We start from the raw sequence: 18,744 nt of genomic DNA on the forward strand, positions 1-18,744 counted from the left end.
AGATGTCACAAGCGCTAGAATTCAAAGTGCCAACCATGGCCGATATGGCTATGCAAGGCGAAACCCCAGAAATCTTATTTTGGGTAGGTTGTGCAGGGTCATTTGATGACCGATATAAAAAAGTTACGATTGCTTTTGCCAAAATTCTCAATCGTGTAGGAATCAAATTTGCGGTTTTAGGTACCGAAGAATCATGTACTGGCGACCCAGCACGTCGTGCAGGTAATGAGTTTTTATTCCAAATGCAAGCGACCATGAACATCCAAGTATTAGATGGATATGGTATCAAGAAAATCGTTACGGCGTGTCCGCATTGCTTCAATACCCTCAAAAATGAATATCCTGCCCTTGGAGGCAACTATGAGGTATTGCACCATTCGGAGTATTTGCAACAGTTGATTAACGACGGTAAAGTCAAAATGGCCGAAGGTGGTAGTTTCAAGGGTAAAAAGATTACCTATCATGATTCTTGCTATTTGGGTCGTGCCAATGAAGTTTATGAGGCGCCAAGAGCTGTATTAGAAGCCCTTGATGCCGAATTGGTAGAAATGAAGCGTTGTCGTACCAAAGGTCTGTGCTGTGGCGCTGGTGGTGCACAAATGTTTAAAGAACCCGAAAAAGGGAATAAGGATATTAACGTAGAACGTATTGAAGACGCTTTAGAAACAGGTGCACAAACCATTGCGGTAGCTTGTCCATTTTGTATGGTCATGATGTCGGATGGCGTAAAAAATAAAGAAAAAGAAGACTCCGTAAAAGTTTATGACTTAGCGGAACTCATCGACGCAAGTATGTAGTTGTTGGTGTAGGCTTTGACAAAGAGATTCTCTATTTTATCTTTGTCAAAGCTTACTAAAAGCCAATACAATTATGTACGTAGCATTCGAAAATATATCTCCTTCGGCACGTGTTTGGGTTTATCAAACAGAACGCCTTCTTTCATCTGACGAAACAGCTTTTGTTGGTCAATATCTTCAACAACAAATTGAACAATGGGCAGCACACGGTGCACCACTGTTGGGAGCTTTTCAGATTATTCAAAATCGATTTATTATTGTAGCCGCCGACGAACAGCAAAATGCTGCTTCGGGATGCTCTATTGATGCCTCTGGGCGTTGGTTTAAGGAGCTTGGGCAACATTTGAACATTAGTTTTTTCGACCGCTCAATTGCCTATTTTAAAGGTGATACCATCGAGACTGTCGAGATGTTGAAAATCAGAGGACTGGTAACTTCTGGCGAGATTACACCCGAAACACCTATTGTTAATACACTGGTAGCAACCGTTGCCGAATTCCAAGAAAAATGGACGCTTCCCGCAGGCGAGTCATGGATGGCGCGATATTTTAAGCAATTAGTTTAGATTTAGGGTATAGGGTTTAGGCAAGGAGGCAATAGTATATTGGCTTTTCAATCATACATTTTACAGAAAGCCGAAAGTCCATCAACAAACAATTAAAATCAAATATGGCTGAGAATTTATTTATTCCAGAAACAAAAGATAGAAAAGAAATATACGAGGCTGTTATCCCACAGATAGAAGCTTTGATTAGTACCGAAAGTGATTTAATCGCCAATTTGGCAAACATTTCGGCAGTACTCAAAGAAGCATTTGGTTTTTTCTGGGTAGGTTTTTATTTGACCAAAGGAAATCAACTTGTTTTAGGACCATTCCAAGGGCCATTGGCGTGTACACGTATCAACTTTAACAAAGGGGTTTGTGGGCATTGCTATACCACAAAACAGACGGTAATTGTACCCGATGTAGAAGCATTCCCAGGGCATATTGCTTGCTCTTCGGCCTCAAAATCGGAGATTGTATTGCCAGTTTTTGACAAAGAAGGAAATGTGGCGATGGTATTAGACGTAGATTCTGACTTGCTCAATGACTTTTCGGAAGTAGATGCCGAAGGTTTAGGGAAAATCATGAAAGCCTTGGAAAAAACGCTTTAAATTTCTGTAATGCTGAATCGTCTCTAATTTAGTGAATGACTGATTATTTTGTGTCAATAGAGACGCAATGATTGGGTCTAAATCCGAGTTATATTATCAAAAAAAGCGGTCGAAAAATAATTTTTCGACCGCTTTTTTTGATAAAGTTGGAGAATAATTCTAAAACAATTACTCATCCACTCAATCACAACTCATTCAATAAAGAATGCCTGTTGATTTATTTAATCAAATCAGCTAAAGTAGTGTCTTCCAATACCGTAAGGTTCGCATCACGCCATTTTTCCATTACGCTACGAAGTGAACAAGCTTCTTCACTCACACAGTCGTCACATTTGCCATAAAAATGCAAAGAAACACAAAGTGTTGGAGAAATTGGACCATCTATAATGCGAATAATTTTAGCAAAAGTTACTTGATCGGGAGACATTCTAAGATAGTATCCGCCCCCTTTTCCTTTTTGACTTTGCAAAATGCCGTGATTTCTGAGTTCCAATAAAATAGCCTCTAAGAATTTCTTTGGAATGTGCTCTGATTCGGCAATATTGGCAATCAACAAAGGACCTTTCTCATATTCACGAGCTAGTACTTTTAAAGCTTTTAAAGCGTATTTGGCTTTCTTGGAAATCATATTCTGTTTAGTTTCTTGATGCTTGAATCTTTTACTAAAGGATTCTTGGGCTCGAATCAATGGAAGCCTTTCTCCTCCATAACAAATCCAGTATCCAGAGTAGTTCTATTTGCTTTATAGACAAAGCTACATAAAATTTATGGGATTTGATAATTTTTCTAAAATTTGAATATGCTCAAAAAATGACTATATTTCAGTGAAAATGTTAATTTTTTCACAAAATAATTATAATTAAAAGGTGGATATAAAATGATTTTTATCATAAAACAGTTTCATCTGTCATCGACTAGCAAAGAACAGGACAACAATGAATATATGCTCATAGCCTGTTGTCTCCATATATCATTTCAATTGTGATAAAAACTCTCTTTTCATGAATAACTCCACAGATGTCATAATTGTTGGAGCTGGTTTTGCGGGACTCACCGCCGCAAAGGCTTTGCTTCAAGCTGGAAAAACCGTGCGTGTGCTCGAAGCTCGCCCCCGTGTAGGTGGACGGGTACATACTGAGCACTTCGAAGGCTTTTATCTCGATATGGGAGGTACATGGGTTGGTCCTTCGCAAGATAGAGTTTATGCCATGTTGAAAGAATATCAACTAGCGACATTTCCCACTTACGATGAAGGAAAAAGTACCCTGATGATGAATGGAAAGCGTAAAAATTATAAGGGACTGATTCCTCCATTGCCTATTCCTGCGTTGCTGAGTCTAGATTTTGCTATCAAGACAATCAATAAGTTATCTAAAACTGTTGACCTTTCCAGTCCTTGGAATACGCCAAATGCATACCATTGGGATAGCATGACTTTACAATCATGGATGAATCGGCAAATGCGTTTTAAAACTGCTCGAAAGCTTTTTGGAATAGTATCTGAGGCGATTTGGGCCGCGCATCCCAATGAAATATCTATGCTTCATGCCTTGTTTTACACCAAATCGGGACGAGATTTTGATACCTTGATGAATGTAAAAAATGGAGCTCAAGAAGAACGGATTTTAGGTGGAGCACAAACTTTAGCCCTCAAAATAGCAGATGACTTACCCGAAAACACCATTCTACTAAATCATCGTGTAGACGCAATCGTGCAAGATGAACACGGTGTAGAAGTCACAGGAAAGGATTTTCATTATCATGCTTCCAAAATTATAGTGGCAATTCCCCCAACCTTGACACATAAAATACGGTTTTCGCCAGCGCTACCAGCCAACCGACAGCAGTTGGTACAGCGTATGCCAATGGGAAGTGTTTGGAAATGTTATGCGGTATATGAAAAACCATTTTGGCGAGAAAAAGAACTCAACGGTTTGGCTGCAAGTGATGAAGGATATGTGAGTGTCACTTTCGATAATTCTCCAAAAGATGGCTCAAAGGGAATTATGATGGGATTTGTATTGGCAAATCAAGCAAAAGCTTTCTCTCTTTTGTCGGAACAACGGCGTAGGGAAGTAGTGCTAAAACAGTTTACCCAATTTTTTGGTGAGGAAGCTCAAATGCCTTTATTCTATGTAGATAAATCATGGGCAGAGGAAGAATTTTCGGGTGGGTGCTACGCAGGACTGATGCCTACAGGAGCTTGGACAAGCTTGGGAAAACATCTTCGTGAACCTGTAGGAAATATCCATTGGGCAGGTACCGAAACCGCCGAAATTTGGAATGGATATATCGATGGTGCCATTCGTTCGGGAGAAAGAGTGGCTAGTGAAATAGTGGAAAAAATATGAAAATAGCCTCGTAGTTGATTTCTCGGCTATTTGTTAAACTTTTGTTAATACATACTTGAGCTATCCAATGCCCGTTGTAAAGACATAAATTGATGTTTCAAAAACAAATCTTTGTACTATTATGAAAAAATTAATGATGGCCTTGGCAATGTTTGGTGGAGTTTTATTTTCTACGCAAGCACAAAATAATGATAAAGCCCCTGTGAAAAAAATTGAAGTGACTGGTACTGCCGAAGAAGAAGTATTACCAGATAAAATCTTTGTTTCAGTTACTTTGAGAGAATATTTCAAAGATAAAGACAACAAGAACCGAGTAGATATTTTGGTATTGGAACAGCAATTACAAAAGGCTGTGGCTGATGCAGGTTTACCTAAAGAGTCCCTAACGGTTGGAGGTATCAACGGTTATCGTGAATGGTGGGGAAAGAAAAAACCAACCAATTTCTTAGAAAGTAAAACCTATACTTTGGCGTTAGCAAATCTTTCAAAAATTGATGCTATTCTGAACCGTGTTGATGAAAAAGGTATTTTCTCAACTAATATCGAGCGCTTTGAATACTCAAAAATTGAGGAGCTAAAAAAACAAGTAAAAATCAAGGCTCTCCAAAATGCTAAAGAAAAAGCAAGTTACTTATTAGCAGGAATCGGCGAGCAGTTGGGTGAAGCTTTGGAGATTTATGAAATAGATAATGGCTATTATCCTCAACCTATGTATGCTGCCATGAAACGTGAAATGGCAATGTCCGCAGACGCCGCTCCTATGCAAGAGAGTACAGTAGATGTACAAAAAATCAAGGTGAGATTTGATATGAAAGCTGTGTTTAAAATCAAGTAAGGTAATAAGTTAGTGGGTAAAATAGAATTTAATTTTTGTGCTTTAGGCTTTCAGGTATCGGCTTTCGGCGGTGGGCTTTGGGAAAATGAATGTTTGTGGTTATTAAAACATTTTATCACTCTTTGCCTTATGTCTGATGCCTTGTGCCTAAAATAATGCTCTAGGCTATAAGCCGTAAGCATTAGGCAAAAATGTATTCATGATTTCTTAGAAACGCTTTTAAACTTTTAGCTTACAGCATATAGCATACAGCCTATTGCAAGTTAAATTACAATTATTCAGGTGATTATATCAAAAAAGGGTGTCGATTTCGACACCCTTTTTCTTATTCATACAAAGGTTGATCAAATAACTCAACTTCTGGAACTTGACTAATATCTATTAAAGGCACTTTGTGTCTCAAATAAGCAGGAGTCTCAAGGTCTGTCTCGTTAGGAATTTTTTGACAAAAACTATCTATCATACGTCTAATGCGAAGCGTGTCATCTTCATGCTTGTAATAAAACGTTGGTTTATGTTCTGTTCTTTCCTCTTCTTCTTCATATACCTCCTCTTCCTCATAAGTCACCACAGGTGGTTGAGGTTGAGGCTGTGGTTGAGGCACAGGTGCAGCAGGTACAGGCACTCTATGAGGATTGTTGAAATTACCTACGGGTTTTGGTGATAACGGTCTATCCACAAGGTCTTTAATGGTAGTCGGCTTAGGTTTAGGAGCGACGATGTGCTCTTTTTCTTCGACATTTTTACCATTTACAGGTAGTGGAGCATCGTCGCCCAAGTCAAATCCTGCGGCGATAACCGTTACACGCATTTCTTCATCCAAATCATCATCTAGGATAAAACCAAGTTTGAAACCAGCAGGAGCCTCGCCAATTTCTCGCATGATATAGTCTGTGATAATTTGCTGTTCTTTCACGCCCATAACTTTAGCTTTACTAGTAGCCACAGTTACAAGGATACGTTTAGCACCTTTGATGTCTTTGTTGTTAAGCAATGGCGAATCAAGCGCGCTTTTGATTACTTCAGATGCACGATTTTGTCCTTTTGCTGAAGCTGTACTCATTACCGCTTGACCAGCGTTGCTAAGTACTTTTTTAACATCCTTAAAGTCGGCGTTGATTTTACCAGACTTGGTAATTACTTCAGCGACTGATTTGGCAGCATTGGCCAATACGTCATCAGCGTGCTCAAATGCTTCAAGTATATTTAGATCTTCATAAATCTCAAGTAATTTATCGTTAAGCACTACCAAAACAGTATCGCAAGTACGTTGTAGTTCTTCGATACCACGCATAGCGGCATCAATTTTTTCTGTTCCTTCCCAAGAGTAAGGAGCAGTAACAATAGCAACAGTAAGAATATCAAGACTTTTGGCAACCTTAGCAATAACAGGTGCTGCCCCAGTACCTGTACCACCACCCATACCTGCGGTGATAAATACCATTTTGGTGCCACCTTCCAACAACGCTGTAATCTGAGCTGCACTTTCTTCGGCGGCTAATCTACCTTGTTCTGGTTCGGTCCCTGCTCCAAGACCTTCGGTAAGAATGGCTCCTAACTGAAGTTTTGTTGGCACAGAATTATCATTCAAGGCTTGTAAATCGGTATTACAAACCACGAAGTCAACATCCTGAATTTTCATTTCATACATGTGACGAACAGCATTGCTACCGCCACCACCAACGCCTATGACTTTGATAATATTAGAAGGCTTATCATCCTTTAGTTCGATATTATGATCAAAAAATGCCATACGCTTAAACGGGTTAAGGATTAATAATATTCAGTAAGGATAAGTTAGGGATTATACTGATTACAAAGACAGGATAATCAAGTAATAGATGGTCGCTACCTCGGTCAGTATACTTTGGTGTGCCAACCGCAAATTTAAGCTCCCAAAATTACAAATAATTTTAAATTACTCAGGTATTGTAAGTACCTATCAATATGACATATACTATAAAATTACATAAAAGTTGCCAGATTGATACATTATGCTTTTGATAATCAGCATATTTTAGTGAGTGGTCAATTTATCAACTTAAAAATCCTTTTTATTCGTATGATTTGAAACCATAAAAGTTGGAGTTCGGCGAAGGAGGTTTTGCTAACCTAGCCCCAACTTTTATGAAATATTGTTATTCGCTAGCGCCCCATTTCCATTCACGACCAAGTTCTAGTTCTTTGCGAAGATTTTGCTTAATGAAAAAATCTCGTGTTGAGTAATAATCCATCTTTTTAGCAGGAATCTCTTCTGCATTTGCCATCGCATATAGCATCATCGCTGTGTAACGAACTGTATTATTGATTTCATCTTTTTTGATTAAATCAAATTTATCACAATTGGCATGATAGCAACCAATAGCTTCTGGTGCAATACTACCGATTGGCGATGCCGTAGGAATACCCTCAAGCATAAATGTTTGGTGGTCGGAGTGCAATCCTGCTTGATTGATGACGGTATTTTTGAAAGAAGGTTCAACTTTCTGAATTACCTGTCCAAATCTTGTAAATAGAGGTACCATTTCGTCACGCCCCGATGTATTGAATCCATTGGCGTTGTTTGCCATGTCGAGGTTGAACATAAAAGCCACTTTGTTGATAGCATTGCTTTTATTAAGCTTTTCAATCATAGCTTTTGAGCCAAGCAACCCTTCTTCTTCACCCATAAACATCACAAACTCGATCGTTCTTTTAGGTTTCAGTTTCAACGCTTGGAAGGTACGAGCAATATCCAAAATCGAGAAAGAGCCAATGCCATTGTCCAATGCACCATGTGCCAAATCCCATGAGTCGAGGTGACCACCAATGACAATTTTCTCATCTTGATGACGTTTGCTACTACCTTTGAGCGTAGCAATCACATTACGAGCTTTAATCATGCGACTAAAGTTTTTCATGTCAATCATCGCTACCAAATTTGGTTCTTGACTCAACCACGCACGAAGTTCCATACCACTTTCGAGCGATACACAAACGGCTGGGATTTCAATCAGACTTCCTGTTACAGAGGCAGTACCTGTCAATAGAACATTTCCTTTTACCGTATTCACAAAAATGACCCCAACAGCGCCATATTGCATAGCTAGGGCAGTTTTCTCGGAACGGTGCAAATTACGTGGCCCCTTGATAGGAGCTAACAAGCCAATGTTGACAAGAGCAATTTTGCCAGAAAGCTTATCTTTTACGGCTTGAAAATCACCTTCCAATCCATTGCCTACGTCAACTATTTCAGACGTAACTTTTGCCTCCACAGGAGTCATGGCTAATGAAACGACTTCAACATCACGGAAATTATCACTTTTTCGTGGCGCGATGGCTAACGTAACCGTATCGCGTGACCATGCCTCTACTTGAAATGGCTGGTATTTGACATCGCTAAAACCGTAAGATTTTAGTAAGTTATGTGCATATTCTTCCGCTTTTTTTCCATTGCTACTGCCAGTAAGGCGATGACCAATGGTTTTGCAAGCTTGTCCTAGCGTTTCGTAAGCTTTCCCATTTGACAAAACTTCGGTATTGATTTGGCGAAAGATTTCCTCTAATTCGTCGGTTTCGTCTTTGATAGGGTTATAGGCAGCGGTACCAATGAGTAATACTACGGCAAGCAGACTCAAAAAACTTTTTTTCATCATGTTATGTTAAACAAAATTTGCTAAGAGTGGACACCCAATAGAATCAATTAAAACGAAATGATAATAGTTCACATAAGAAAAGCATGCCATCTAAAGTAAGAATTCAAAATTGGCTACGAAAGGGCGATGGTAGTTTTCAGAATGTTGACTACAATTTTATACAAATGACTATACTCTCCTAATTTATCGTACAAATAATTGATTCCCAAAGAAAAGCAATTTAAGGCTATGTGAAGCTACCCTTATTCCGTTTATTGGAATATGTATTTATCGAAATTTACAAAAAAACATTGTGTAGTAAATGCTTAGCAATCAAAATTTAGTATATGTATGGTTTGGTTCCTATTTACGCAATAATGTCAGGTAAAGGTAATTTTAATGTTAGTCGGCAAAATTAAATAAATTTTACCCGCAATAGGCATTAAGCTATATGCCATAAGCTAAAAGTATTTCTAACAAAATCATGAATACATTTTCTGTCTAAGACCTACGGCTTATAGCCTAGAGCATTTTAATGCAATTCTATTTTGTAGTAATACTTAAGTATTAGTGCTGAATTATGAGTTGTGAATTGTGAATGTAAAATTTTAACTATCAATATCTTACATCTCCAATTGATTAAATCTAATTTTGCACGATTACTTAAGTAATCGTGCAAAATTAGATTTAAGTGATGTGTTTAGGGACAAGGCAACAAGCATAAGGCAAAGAGTGTTAAAATATTTTTTAATAACCACAGCCATGCTTTTTTCCAAAGCCCACCGCCGAAAGCCGATACCTGAAAGCCCAAAGCACACCTTAAATTTTATTTTGCGCACTAACTTAAAGTTAGATTTTTATTTAAAAAGGCAAAAAACTTCAACAATCTACTGAAGTCTTTTGCCCAATCAAATGATTATGCTGATTTACTTTGTACTACCGTATTGCTTAGGGTAAACATCTTTTTGATATTTGTCCCATTCACCTTTTTTGTAGTGATCGTCACCAAAGTAAGTAATAATTTGGTGAAACTGTTTAGCATCTTGATAGCCTGGCACTGGCTGAATCATATTGAATTTTTCATCCAGATACACCATCGTAGGAAATGACATTTTACCTTGTAGTAATTGAACACCTGCTTGGTTGTAACCGTTTTGCCAAATGTACTTTTGTGTTCCAATCGTAATATCGTCTTTCTGCTCGGCGTCGAGTTTTACGGCGTAATATTTTTGATTGATATACTCAATAACTTTGGGGTCAGTAAAGGTTTTTTGATCCATTACTTTACACCAACCACACCAACCTGTGTACACATCGATAACGATTTTACGAGGCTCTTTCTGAATAGCCTGAAAAGCTTGCTCAAGGGTCATCCACTTGATTTTGGGCTTTGTAGCCGTATCTTGAGCATTGGTATATTGGACAAAAAGTAAGCAAAGTATTGCTAACAAGAATTTTTTCATATCCGAAATAAAATGTAGTTTGTATTTGATAAAACTGCTGGTATCCAGTTTGCTAACTACAAAGTTACAGGCTTAACTCAAGATTCCTCCCACTTTTTGGAGTAATTTTAATGTAGCCTTGATTCCTTCGTCTTCGCTCAGCTCTTCGCCTTCAAATTCGATTCCTACGATGCCTTTAAAACCAGCATCTTTGACGATTTTCATCAAACGAACGTAATCCATAACGCGTTCATTGCCATCTGCATCAAAAACATTTGTTTTTGCACTTACCCCTTTGGCAAATGGCATCAGTTCTTTTACGCCTTTGTAACGGTCATACTCCTCTACACAAGTTCTCCAGTTGGTAGCGTCACGCTTGATACAGAAATTACCAAAGTCTGGCAATGTACCGCAGTTTTTCATGTTTACGGCCTTCATAACGCCAGTAAGCCATTCGCCATTTGACGAATATCCACCGTGGTTTTCCACAATAACATTTATCTTCATTGTAGCCGCAAACTCACTAAGTTTAGCCAAGCCATCGGCTGCATTTTTTGCTACTTCTTCGGCAGAGCCTTTACCACCAGCATTTACACGAATGGTTTTACAGCCCAAAAATTTAGCAGCTTCTACCCATTTTTTATGATTATCTACCGTTTGTAATCTTTTCTTTTCGTCAGAATCTCCCATGTCGCCTTCGGCATCGCACATGATTAGGTGGTTTTTGACACCGTTATCGTTGCAACGCATCAGCAATTCTTTCAAATAAGCGCTATCCTTTCCATTTTCTTTAAAATCTTTGGTAGATGACTTAAAGCAAGTATTTACGTATTCTACAATACCGATACCAAAATCTTTACGAGCTTTTACAGGAAAATCGAGGTTGGTCATTTGTCCACCAAAAATCGCCTTGTGCAAAGACCATTCGGCCAAAGAAATTTCGAAGAAAAGCTTTTTGCTAGCTTCAGAAGCAGCTAACATTTCTGGTGCAAAAGCCATTACACCGCTAGCAGCAGCAAACGTTTTGAGAAAGTCACGACGTGAGTTCATTGGATAATATTTGTTAAATTGTTTATTGGTAAATATTTATGATGCTCTGAGGTAGGAACCTATTCGGAAGTTATTGAAATTCATTGAAGAAAAAAAAGTATTATAGGGTTTGGAAGGTAACAAGAGTCTTCTCTAAAATTACGAAACGATTTGGACTTCAAAATATGTTAGCTATAAAAATCCCTTTCCAACATACACATATATGGCTTTATTACGCTATAAAAACGATAAATACCTCAAACAGGAAGAAAGCCGCCAAGAACTTGGTTTTGGCAAGCAAGTAGGCGAAGCCCAACGATTGGTCAATCGTGACGGAAGTTTTAATGTCAAAAGGGTTGGCTCTTCTATTCTAGACCGTATCAACATTTATCATGAGTTGATTACTTGTACATGGCCTCAATTTTTTATGATAGTGGTTGTGTATTTTATGGTGGTCAATTTGCTATTTGCAGGATTGTACAATCTTATAGGGATGGAGCACCTTCAAGGAGCTGACATGAGCACGCCTACTATGCGATTTATGGATGCTTTTTTCTTTTCAGCCCAAACTCTTACCACGGTTGGTTACGGACGTATTGCCCCAACGGGCTTATTGATGAGTACCGTCGCATCGTTAGAGTCGCTGTTGGGTCTAATGGGCTTTGCGATTGCTACGGGGTTATTGTATGGCCGCTTTTCTCGGCCTATTGCTCATATTTTATACTCTGATAAAGCTGTTGTAGCACCCTATTTGGATATGACAGGTTTGATGTTTCGAATTGTAAATGCACGAGATAACCAAATAATCGATTTGTCAGTAGAAGTTAATTTATCCATGTTACAAAAAGATGAGCATGGCAGAAAAACACGCTCTTACAACCGCTTACATTTGGAAAGAAGCCAAGTGAATTTCTTCCCAGGCAGTTGGACCATCGTTCACCCTATCACCGATGAAAGTCCGTTGTTTGGTATGAGTCAAGAGGAGCTTCTAGAAAAACATGCAGAGTTTTTGATTTTGATAAAAGGTACCGAAGATACTTTTAATCAGACTGTTCATTCTCGTAGCTCATATCATGCCGAGGAGGTGGTGTTTGGACAAAAATTTGTTTCAATGTTTGGTGAAATAGATAGTAATGGTCACGTAGTCTTGGACTTGAGTAAATTATCAGAGACAAACCCAGTGCCATTGGCTAGCGAATTGTTTCCTGAGGAGTAGATATTGGTAAGTATTAATTGCATTAATACGCTCTAGGCAATAAGCAATAGGCTTTAGGCAAGCACATTCTTTAGCTTACAGCTTAATGCCTATTGCTTGAAAACTTAAATTTTATTTTGCGTGCTAACTTAACTAATAACTTCTTTTCACTTATCTCTTTAGAATTTTGTAAATTTACATCTTGTGTAAATGAGAAAATTTAGATTGAAGAATTAGATGCAAAAACCTCCATTTTTGAAAAAAGGCGATACCGTAGGAGTATTGGCACTGGCGTGGAAAGTCGCTTTTGAAGATTTAGAAGCAGCAATTGCTTTTATGGAAACCGAATGGGAGCTCAAAGTTGTATTGGGGGAGTCATTGAAAACAAGCTATCATCAATATGCAGCAACAGATGAGATACGCGCGCGAGATTTTCAGCAAATGTTAGATAATCCATCTATCAAAGCGATTTTTTCGGCAAGAGGAGGTTATGGAAGTGCTCGAATTTTGGACCAAATCAATTTTGATGCTTTTTTAGAAAACCCAAAATGGTTGATTGGTTTTTCAGATATTACGGCGGTACTTTGCCATGCGTTTTGTTTAGGTGTCGAAAGTATCCATGGGGTAATGCCTAAATTATTTTTGCAAGAAGGCGGCGCACAAAGCTTAGAGTCGCTCAAAGATTTGCTATTTGGCAAACCTATATCCTATCAAGTACCAAGTCATCCAATGAATCGTAAAGGAAAAGCGCAAGGGCAACTCGTGGGTGGTAATTTGGCATTGATGGTGCATTTGATTGGTTCGAGATCTGAAGTAAATTTGAGTGGTAAAATCCTTTTTCTGGAAGATGTAGGCGAATATCATTATGCGCTCGACCGCATGATGATTCAGCTCAAGCGAACAGGTCAATTAGCCGAGTTAGCAGGTTTGATTGTGGGGCATTTTTCTAATCTATCCGACGACCCTTCTATTTATGGCAAAACAGCTTATGAAATTGTAGAAGAGGCCGTTGCGGAATATGAATACCCTCGTTGCTACGGCTTTCCAGTGGGTCACGAACCAGAGAACTGGGCTATGCCTGTAGGTCGAGAAATGAAACTAACTGTACTCGAAAATCTCTGTATGCTGGAAGAAAGAATAATTGAGTAATTGAATGAGTGATTTTTTTATTAAATTTTAACTATAAAAAGATAGAGTTTCCTCTGTATTGTGGTCTTTTAGAAATAATCACTCTATCACAACCCTCTAACTAACTAAATGAACAAGTAAGTAAGTGGGCAAAATGTGTTTTAGGCACAAGGCAACAGGTTCTAGGCAAAGAGTGTTAATAGGTTTTTGGTAACTATAGATATGTTTTGCCGAAAGCCCATTGCTGAAAGTCGAAAGCCCCAAAGTTGCTTTTTGAGGGCAACCTATTTTAGGCAAGGACAACTCAAAACTCATCACTCAGAACTCAACATTCGTATATACATCTATCACTTTACCTAACATTTTAATCATGCTTGCTAAAACTTATGGAAGCGCCGTTCATGGCGTAGATGCTACAATTATTACCGTTGAGGTAAGTGAAGGTCAAGGACAAGGTTTTTTTATTGTAGGCTTACCCGATGGTGCTGTAAAGGAATCTGCTCACCGTGTAGAATCGGCAATTAAACAAACTGGCTATTTTTTCCCACGTACTAAGGTGGTCGTAAATTTGGCTCCTGCTGATATTCGAAAAGAAGGCTCAGCATACGATTTGCCTATTGCTTTGGGGGTGATACACGCCTCCGAACAAGCCCATTTACCTGTTTTGGAAGACTACGTCATTATGGGTGAGTTGGCATTAGATGGTGCTTTACGACCTATCAAGGGTGTTTTGCCCATTGCTATCGAAGCTCGTAAACGTGGCTACAAAGGCTTTATTTTACCTGTCGAAAATGCCTCAGAGGCTTCTATTGTCAATAACTTAGATATTATAGGGGTCAAAAATATTGGTGAAGCTATCGGTTTTTTGAAAGGAAGTCTTGAAATAGAACCAACTGTAACAGATACGAGAGATATATTTTTTCATTCTCAAAATGATTACGATGTCGATTTCTCGCATGTACAAGGGCAAGAAAATATTAAACGTGCGCTCGAAATAGCGGCAGCAGGCGGTCATAATGCTATTATGATTGGCCCTCCTGGAGCTGGGAAAACCATGCTTGCTAAACGTTTGCCAACGATTTTGCCTCCATTGACTTTACAAGAAGCCCTTGAAACTACCAAGATTCATTCGGTGGCGGGCAAGCTAGGTACGAAAGCTACCCTGATTTCTACCAGACCATATCGTTCCCCTCATCATACCATTTCGGATGCCGCCTTAGTAGGTGGAGGTTCAAATCCACAGCCTGGCGAAATATCGCTAGCGCATAATGGGGTATTGTTTTTGGACGAATTACCCGAATTCAAAAAGTCTGCATTAGAAGTAATGCGTCAACCTTTGGAAGAAAGAAAAGTAAGCATTTCGAGAGCAAGATGGGCGGTGGAGTTTCCATCCAATTTTATGCTCATTGCTAGCATGAACCCTTGTCCTTGCGGTTATTACAATCATCCCGAAAAAGAATGTAGTTGTCCTCCGGGAACAGTTCAAAAATATTTGAATAAAATCTCAGGGCCACTGCTCGACCGTATCGATTTGCACGTGGAGGTAACGCCTGTCAATTTTGACCAACTATCTTCTACCCGTAAAACAGAAACGAGTGAGGAGATTAGAGAACGAGTAATCAAGGCGAGATTGATACAGACAGAACGTTTTAAAGATTATCCTGCTATACATTCCAACGCAATGATGCCTTCGCAAATGGTTAAAGAAGTATGCGTACTTGAACCCGTAGGTGTTTTGTTGCTCAAGCGAGCTATGGAAAAGCTTCAACTTTCAGCGCGCGCCTACGACCGTATTTTGCGTGTAGCACGCACGATTGCCGATTTGGCTGGTACCGAAAATATCCAAACCGAACACATCGCCGAAGCTATCCAATACCGAAGCCTAGATAGAGAAAATTGGGCGGGGTAACTTTTAATGGTGAATTTTGAGTGAGTGAATTGTGAATTAGTACTGTACGAAGGATTATAAAAACTGTTTATTTCGGATATGGGATGTTGGATTTCGGAAGTATAATCTTCTATATTTTGAAAAAACAAAGGTATTTTACTTTATTTCCGAAATCAGAAATCCCAAATCTGCAATAGTTTGAAATCATTCGTACAGCCCTAATTCACTCATTCACAATTCATCATTCCTCCTACACCTTATACAACTGCTGATATTCATTCGGGCGCATTTTCATGATGCTTTTGAAAGTACGATTGAAGTGCGATAGATTATTGAAGCCACTTTCGTAGGCGATTTGAGATATACTTAGTTTTTCTTCTGCCAATAGCTTACAAGCATGCCCAATGCGCAGTTCTAGCAAAAACTGGAAATAAGTTTTGCGAGTATGCGTTTTGAAATATCTACAAAAAGAATTGACACTAATATTGGCTACATCCGCTACTTCTTGTAAAGTAATATCTCTCGTAAAATTATTAAGAGAAAAAGAAAAAATCTGGTCAATACGTTTGGTATTTTGTTCGTCCAAACTGGCAGTACCTTCAGTTTGCGATACATAAGTGTACTCCGTCGTTGCTGCAAAAATTTTAAGAACTTTTAGCAGTAAAATCACACGATCGATACCCGACGACTGACGCATTTGGTCAATGAGTATTCCAGCTTGGTCACGAGCTTCTCCTCGAATCATCATACCTTTTCGGATTCTCGAAAATAAATCACTCAAACTTGCTGCTTCAGGTAACTTCATGAAGGTTTCACCCCAAAAATTTGGGTCAAAGTGAATTACATTCGATTTGGAAAGTAAATCCATACTTTGCTCAAAATATTGAGGGTCGCTTCTAAAGAAATGCGGTGCATTGGCGCCAATAATAATCAAATCGTCTTCGCGGTAATTGCTCACACCATCGCCCACCAAAAGCATTCCTGTACCATTTAGGATATGTACAATTTCGATTTCGGGGTGATAATGCCAATGACTATAGAAATAAGGCACTGCATCCTGACGTATGCTAAAAGATTGCTCTGGACCTACCTGAACTTTGCGAAAAAGAGGCTTCATTGTGAGTAAATTACTGACATATTTTACAAATCTACTGTATTTATGCCAATATAGTATCAGAAACTACTAATTAACGAAAAGTTTTATTCATTTTTTTTAGTCATTTTGTAAAGAAATCTTACCAAAATATCTTCGTTTTATTCTATTTAAAACTATTCAGCAAAAAATCAGCATTATAATACTGATTTTAGCTATATACGACAAAATAGTATAATCGAAAGTTTTAATATGTGATATATTACTAAACTAGAACTTGTTGTGTCCTTTGTGTAAAATTATTGTCCTATGAAAAAATTAACTGCTCACGAAAACCTTACCTTATGGCAACAGTTTAAGTCTGGTGATGCCCATGCGTTTCAGTTGGTATACTTGAAGTATTACAAAGTTTTGATTCGCTACGGCAACAAAATTTCGATGGATGCCGAGCAGGTAATGGATGCAGTTCATGATTTATTCCTTAACCTTTGGAATCGTAGGACGTTCCTTTCAGACACTGACAATATAGAACCTTACCTTAAAACCTCTCTTAGGCATGAGCTAGTACGTCGTGTGGCAGAATCACGCAATAGTTTTTCTTTTGATGATTCGCCAGAGTTGACGTATGAGTTCGAAAAAGATGCCTTTTACTATCAGCACGATAGCGATGAGCGTGAAGCTACTTTCCAGCGTTTGGAAAAAGCTGTGCAAGACTTGTCACCTCGTGTTTGGGAAACACTCAAAATGCGTTACTTCGACAAAATGGGTAATCAGGAAATTGCTGAAAAGATGGGAATTAACTATCAATCGGTGAATAACAATATTCACCGTGGTGTCGAAACCCTTCGTCTCAAACTAGACCAAGTAGCGTAATAGCGAGCATGAAATTTGAGAATAGCCTCCTTTGGGAGGCTTTTTTGTTGTTATGGGCTTTGGAGCATCTGCGATTTTCTAAAAACCACTACCTTTGTAAAAAATTGAAGCGTCAAATCAGACGTATTTTCATCATATCGTAATGAACTATATAGAACTGAAACTCACTGTAAATCCAGAATTTGCAGATATTTTTATGGCCGAGCTTGGCGAAATCGGTTTCGAAACTTTTACCGAAGAAAGCTATGGCTTGAATGCCTATATCACAGAAGATTTGTTTTCGGAAGAAACCGTTGACGAAATCATGGAAAGATACTTAGCCATGACTCCTATTAGTTATAGCTACAGCACGCTCGAAAAGAAAAACTGGAATGAGGAGTGGGAAAAAAGTTATGAGCCAATCAGTGTAAATGGCTTGGTACGCGTACGTGCGAGTTTCCACGAACCAGACGACCAACACCGCTTTGATATTGTAATTAATCCTAAAATGTCGTTTGGCACTGGACACCACGAAACTACTTCGATGGTTTTGGGTATACAAGGCTCAAAATTGGCAGAGGAGCATCAGGGTAAAAAAGTACTTGATGTCGGTTGTGGAACGGGTATTTTGGCGATTATGGCAGCCAAATTAGGTGCTAGCTATGTGTCGGCTTTTGATATTGAGGAATGGGCTGCCGAAAACTCTCGCGAGAATGTGGAGTTGAACCATTGCGAAGGCGTAGTGGTAAGACAAGGAACTATCGACGACGAACCTGCAGATTTGTATGACATCGTATTGGCAAATATCAATCGCAATATTTTAATGCGTGATATTCCGAAATATGTGACATATATGTTACCAAAAGCTTATTTGGTGGTAAGTGGTTTTTACGAGCATGACATCGCAGATATTGAGCAAGTAGCCAACGGAGTGGGTTTGAAAAAGACCTTTTTTGATACCAAAAATAACTGGGCATCGGTTGTTTTTGAAAGAGAGTAATTTGTTATTTCGGATTGCGGATGTTGGATTGCGGAAGTGTGGTACAAAATGTAAGTTTTTCTATATCTCCCAAGCTCAGCATCTTTAGTACATGGCTATCTGAGAACAGATACCTAGTCAAGATATACCAAAAAAGGGATAAAGTTTATCAGTTAAACTTTATCCCTTTTTTGGTATATCCATTGCCCTCTTTACAAATATTTCAACACTTAAGTAAAATCGTGCAAAATAAGATTTAAGTTGTGTGCTTTAGGCACTAGGCAAAGAGTTTTAACATGTTTTGTAGTAATTAAAGATATGTTTTACCGAAAGCCCATTGCTGAAAGTCGAAAGCCAAATAGTTGAGTTTTATTTTGCCCACTAAC

The 18,744-nt window shown here is 38.6% G+C and carries 16 protein-coding genes; 10 read left to right on the forward strand and 6 right to left on the reverse strand.

Going from position 1 to position 18,744, the window contains the following annotated elements; genetic code table 11:
* The first annotated feature begins 2 nt into the window (after positions 1-2).
* From BWI92_RS05025 to BWI92_RS05035, 3 genes are all read left to right on the forward strand, one after another.
* Entirely contained in the window at positions 3-797 is a 795-nt protein-coding gene (locus BWI92_RS05025) for a (Fe-S)-binding protein (protein WP_095161025.1), read from the forward strand.
* Between the two features lie 73 nt (positions 798-870).
* Complete coding sequence (locus BWI92_RS05030; RefSeq protein WP_095161026.1) at positions 871-1,362, forward strand: hypothetical protein; 492 nt, start codon at positions 871-873, stop codon at positions 1,360-1,362.
* A 104-nt stretch (positions 1,363-1,466) separates the two neighbouring features.
* Positions 1,467-1,952, forward strand: coding sequence for a GAF domain-containing protein (locus BWI92_RS05035; protein WP_095161027.1), 486 nt, complete (start codon positions 1,467-1,469; stop codon positions 1,950-1,952).
* Positions 1,953-2,169: 217 nt separating this feature from the next.
* Here BWI92_RS05035 and BWI92_RS05040 read toward each other — a convergent pair whose 3' ends face one another.
* Positions 2,170-2,580, reverse strand: coding sequence for an Rrf2 family transcriptional regulator (locus BWI92_RS05040; RefSeq protein WP_095161028.1), 411 nt, complete (start codon positions 2,578-2,580; stop codon positions 2,170-2,172).
* Positions 2,581-2,953: 373 nt separating this feature from the next.
* Between BWI92_RS05040 and BWI92_RS05045 the strand changes: the two genes are divergently transcribed.
* Positions 2,954-4,303, forward strand: coding sequence for a flavin monoamine oxidase family protein (locus BWI92_RS05045; protein WP_095161029.1), 1,350 nt, complete (start codon positions 2,954-2,956; stop codon positions 4,301-4,303).
* A 121-nt stretch (positions 4,304-4,424) separates the two neighbouring features.
* Positions 4,425-5,138, forward strand: coding sequence for an SIMPL domain-containing protein (locus tag BWI92_RS05050; RefSeq protein ID WP_095161030.1), 714 nt, complete (start codon positions 4,425-4,427; stop codon positions 5,136-5,138).
* Between the two features lie 325 nt (positions 5,139-5,463).
* On the opposite strand, the gene ftsZ is transcribed toward BWI92_RS05050, so the two are convergent.
* The 4 genes from ftsZ to BWI92_RS05070 form a co-directional block, all read right to left on the reverse strand.
* On the reverse strand, positions 5,464-6,891 hold the full coding sequence (gene ftsZ / locus BWI92_RS05055; RefSeq protein WP_095161031.1) for a cell division protein FtsZ: 1,428 nt from the start codon (positions 6,889-6,891) through the stop codon (positions 5,464-5,466).
* 385 nt (positions 6,892-7,276) lie between these two features.
* Entirely contained in the window at positions 7,277-8,770 is a 1,494-nt protein-coding gene (locus BWI92_RS05060) for a M20/M25/M40 family metallo-hydrolase (RefSeq protein ID WP_095161177.1), read from the reverse strand.
* Between the two features lie 908 nt (positions 8,771-9,678).
* Positions 9,679-10,215: a DUF255 domain-containing protein gene (locus tag BWI92_RS05065; RefSeq protein WP_095161032.1), complete on the reverse strand. Its 537-nt coding sequence runs from the start codon at positions 10,213-10,215 to the stop codon at positions 9,679-9,681.
* A gap of 72 nt (positions 10,216-10,287) precedes the next feature.
* Positions 10,288-11,244 carry a TIM barrel protein gene (locus BWI92_RS05070; RefSeq protein WP_095161033.1) on the reverse strand — a complete coding sequence of 319 codons (957 nt, stop codon included), beginning with the start codon at positions 11,242-11,244 and terminating at the stop codon, positions 10,288-10,290.
* 202 nt (positions 11,245-11,446) lie between these two features.
* On the opposite strand from BWI92_RS05070, the gene BWI92_RS05075 reads away from it, so the two are divergent.
* From BWI92_RS05075 to BWI92_RS05085, 3 genes are all read left to right on the forward strand, one after another.
* Positions 11,447-12,439, forward strand: coding sequence for an ion channel (locus BWI92_RS05075; protein ID WP_095161034.1), 993 nt, complete (start codon positions 11,447-11,449; stop codon positions 12,437-12,439).
* A 216-nt stretch (positions 12,440-12,655) separates the two neighbouring features.
* Complete coding sequence (locus tag BWI92_RS05080) at positions 12,656-13,567, forward strand: LD-carboxypeptidase (RefSeq protein WP_095161035.1); 912 nt, start codon at positions 12,656-12,658, stop codon at positions 13,565-13,567.
* A 349-nt stretch (positions 13,568-13,916) separates the two neighbouring features.
* Positions 13,917-15,455 carry a YifB family Mg chelatase-like AAA ATPase gene (locus tag BWI92_RS05085; protein WP_095161036.1) on the forward strand — a complete coding sequence of 513 codons (1,539 nt, stop codon included), beginning with the start codon at positions 13,917-13,919 and terminating at the stop codon, positions 15,453-15,455.
* Between the two features lie 229 nt (positions 15,456-15,684).
* Here BWI92_RS05085 and BWI92_RS05090 read toward each other — a convergent pair whose 3' ends face one another.
* Positions 15,685-16,551: an AraC family transcriptional regulator gene (locus BWI92_RS05090; protein WP_095161037.1), complete on the reverse strand. Its 867-nt coding sequence runs from the start codon at positions 16,549-16,551 to the stop codon at positions 15,685-15,687.
* Between the two features lie 285 nt (positions 16,552-16,836).
* Between BWI92_RS05090 and BWI92_RS05095 the strand changes: the two genes are divergently transcribed.
* On the forward strand, positions 16,837-17,400 hold the full coding sequence (locus tag BWI92_RS05095; RefSeq protein WP_095161038.1) for an RNA polymerase sigma factor: 564 nt from the start codon (positions 16,837-16,839) through the stop codon (positions 17,398-17,400).
* A gap of 142 nt (positions 17,401-17,542) precedes the next feature.
* Positions 17,543-18,379, forward strand: a complete 837-nt coding sequence (gene prmA, locus BWI92_RS05100) for a 50S ribosomal protein L11 methyltransferase (protein WP_095161039.1) — start codon at positions 17,543-17,545, stop codon at positions 18,377-18,379.
* Positions 18,380-18,744 lie beyond the last annotated feature (365 nt).

Source organism: Flectobacillus sp. BAB-3569, assembly GCF_002270355.1.
In the GTDB taxonomy this organism is placed as follows: domain Bacteria; phylum Bacteroidota; class Bacteroidia; order Cytophagales; family Spirosomataceae; genus Flectobacillus; species Flectobacillus roseus.

Coding starts and splice junctions, on each gene's coding strand:
- BWI92_RS05025 (WP_095161025.1), top strand. CDS start 3: ATGTCACAAGCGCTAGAATTCAAAGTGCCAACCATGGCCGATATGGCT.
- BWI92_RS05030 (WP_095161026.1), top strand. CDS start 871: ATGTACGTAGCATTCGAAAATATATCTCCTTCGGCACGTGTTTGGGTT.
- BWI92_RS05035 (WP_095161027.1), top strand. CDS start 1,467: ATGGCTGAGAATTTATTTATTCCAGAAACAAAAGATAGAAAAGAAATA.
- BWI92_RS05040 (WP_095161028.1), bottom strand. CDS start 2,580: ATGATTTCCAAGAAAGCCAAATACGCTTTAAAAGCTTTAAAAGTACTA.
- BWI92_RS05045 (WP_095161029.1), top strand. CDS start 2,954: ATGAATAACTCCACAGATGTCATAATTGTTGGAGCTGGTTTTGCGGGA.
- BWI92_RS05050 (WP_095161030.1), top strand. CDS start 4,425: ATGAAAAAATTAATGATGGCCTTGGCAATGTTTGGTGGAGTTTTATTT.
- ftsZ (WP_095161031.1), bottom strand. CDS start 6,891: ATGGCATTTTTTGATCATAATATCGAACTAAAGGATGATAAGCCTTCT.
- BWI92_RS05060 (WP_095161177.1), bottom strand. CDS start 8,770: ATGAAAAAAAGTTTTTTGAGTCTGCTTGCCGTAGTATTACTCATTGGT.
- BWI92_RS05065 (WP_095161032.1), bottom strand. CDS start 10,215: ATGAAAAAATTCTTGTTAGCAATACTTTGCTTACTTTTTGTCCAATAT.
- BWI92_RS05070 (WP_095161033.1), bottom strand. CDS start 11,244: ATGAACTCACGTCGTGACTTTCTCAAAACGTTTGCTGCTGCTAGCGGT.
- BWI92_RS05075 (WP_095161034.1), top strand. CDS start 11,447: ATGGCTTTATTACGCTATAAAAACGATAAATACCTCAAACAGGAAGAA.
- BWI92_RS05080 (WP_095161035.1), top strand. CDS start 12,656: ATGCAAAAACCTCCATTTTTGAAAAAAGGCGATACCGTAGGAGTATTG.
- BWI92_RS05085 (WP_095161036.1), top strand. CDS start 13,917: ATGCTTGCTAAAACTTATGGAAGCGCCGTTCATGGCGTAGATGCTACA.
- BWI92_RS05090 (WP_095161037.1), bottom strand. CDS start 16,551: ATGAAGCCTCTTTTTCGCAAAGTTCAGGTAGGTCCAGAGCAATCTTTT.
- BWI92_RS05095 (WP_095161038.1), top strand. CDS start 16,837: ATGAAAAAATTAACTGCTCACGAAAACCTTACCTTATGGCAACAGTTT.
- prmA (WP_095161039.1), top strand. CDS start 17,543: ATGAACTATATAGAACTGAAACTCACTGTAAATCCAGAATTTGCAGAT.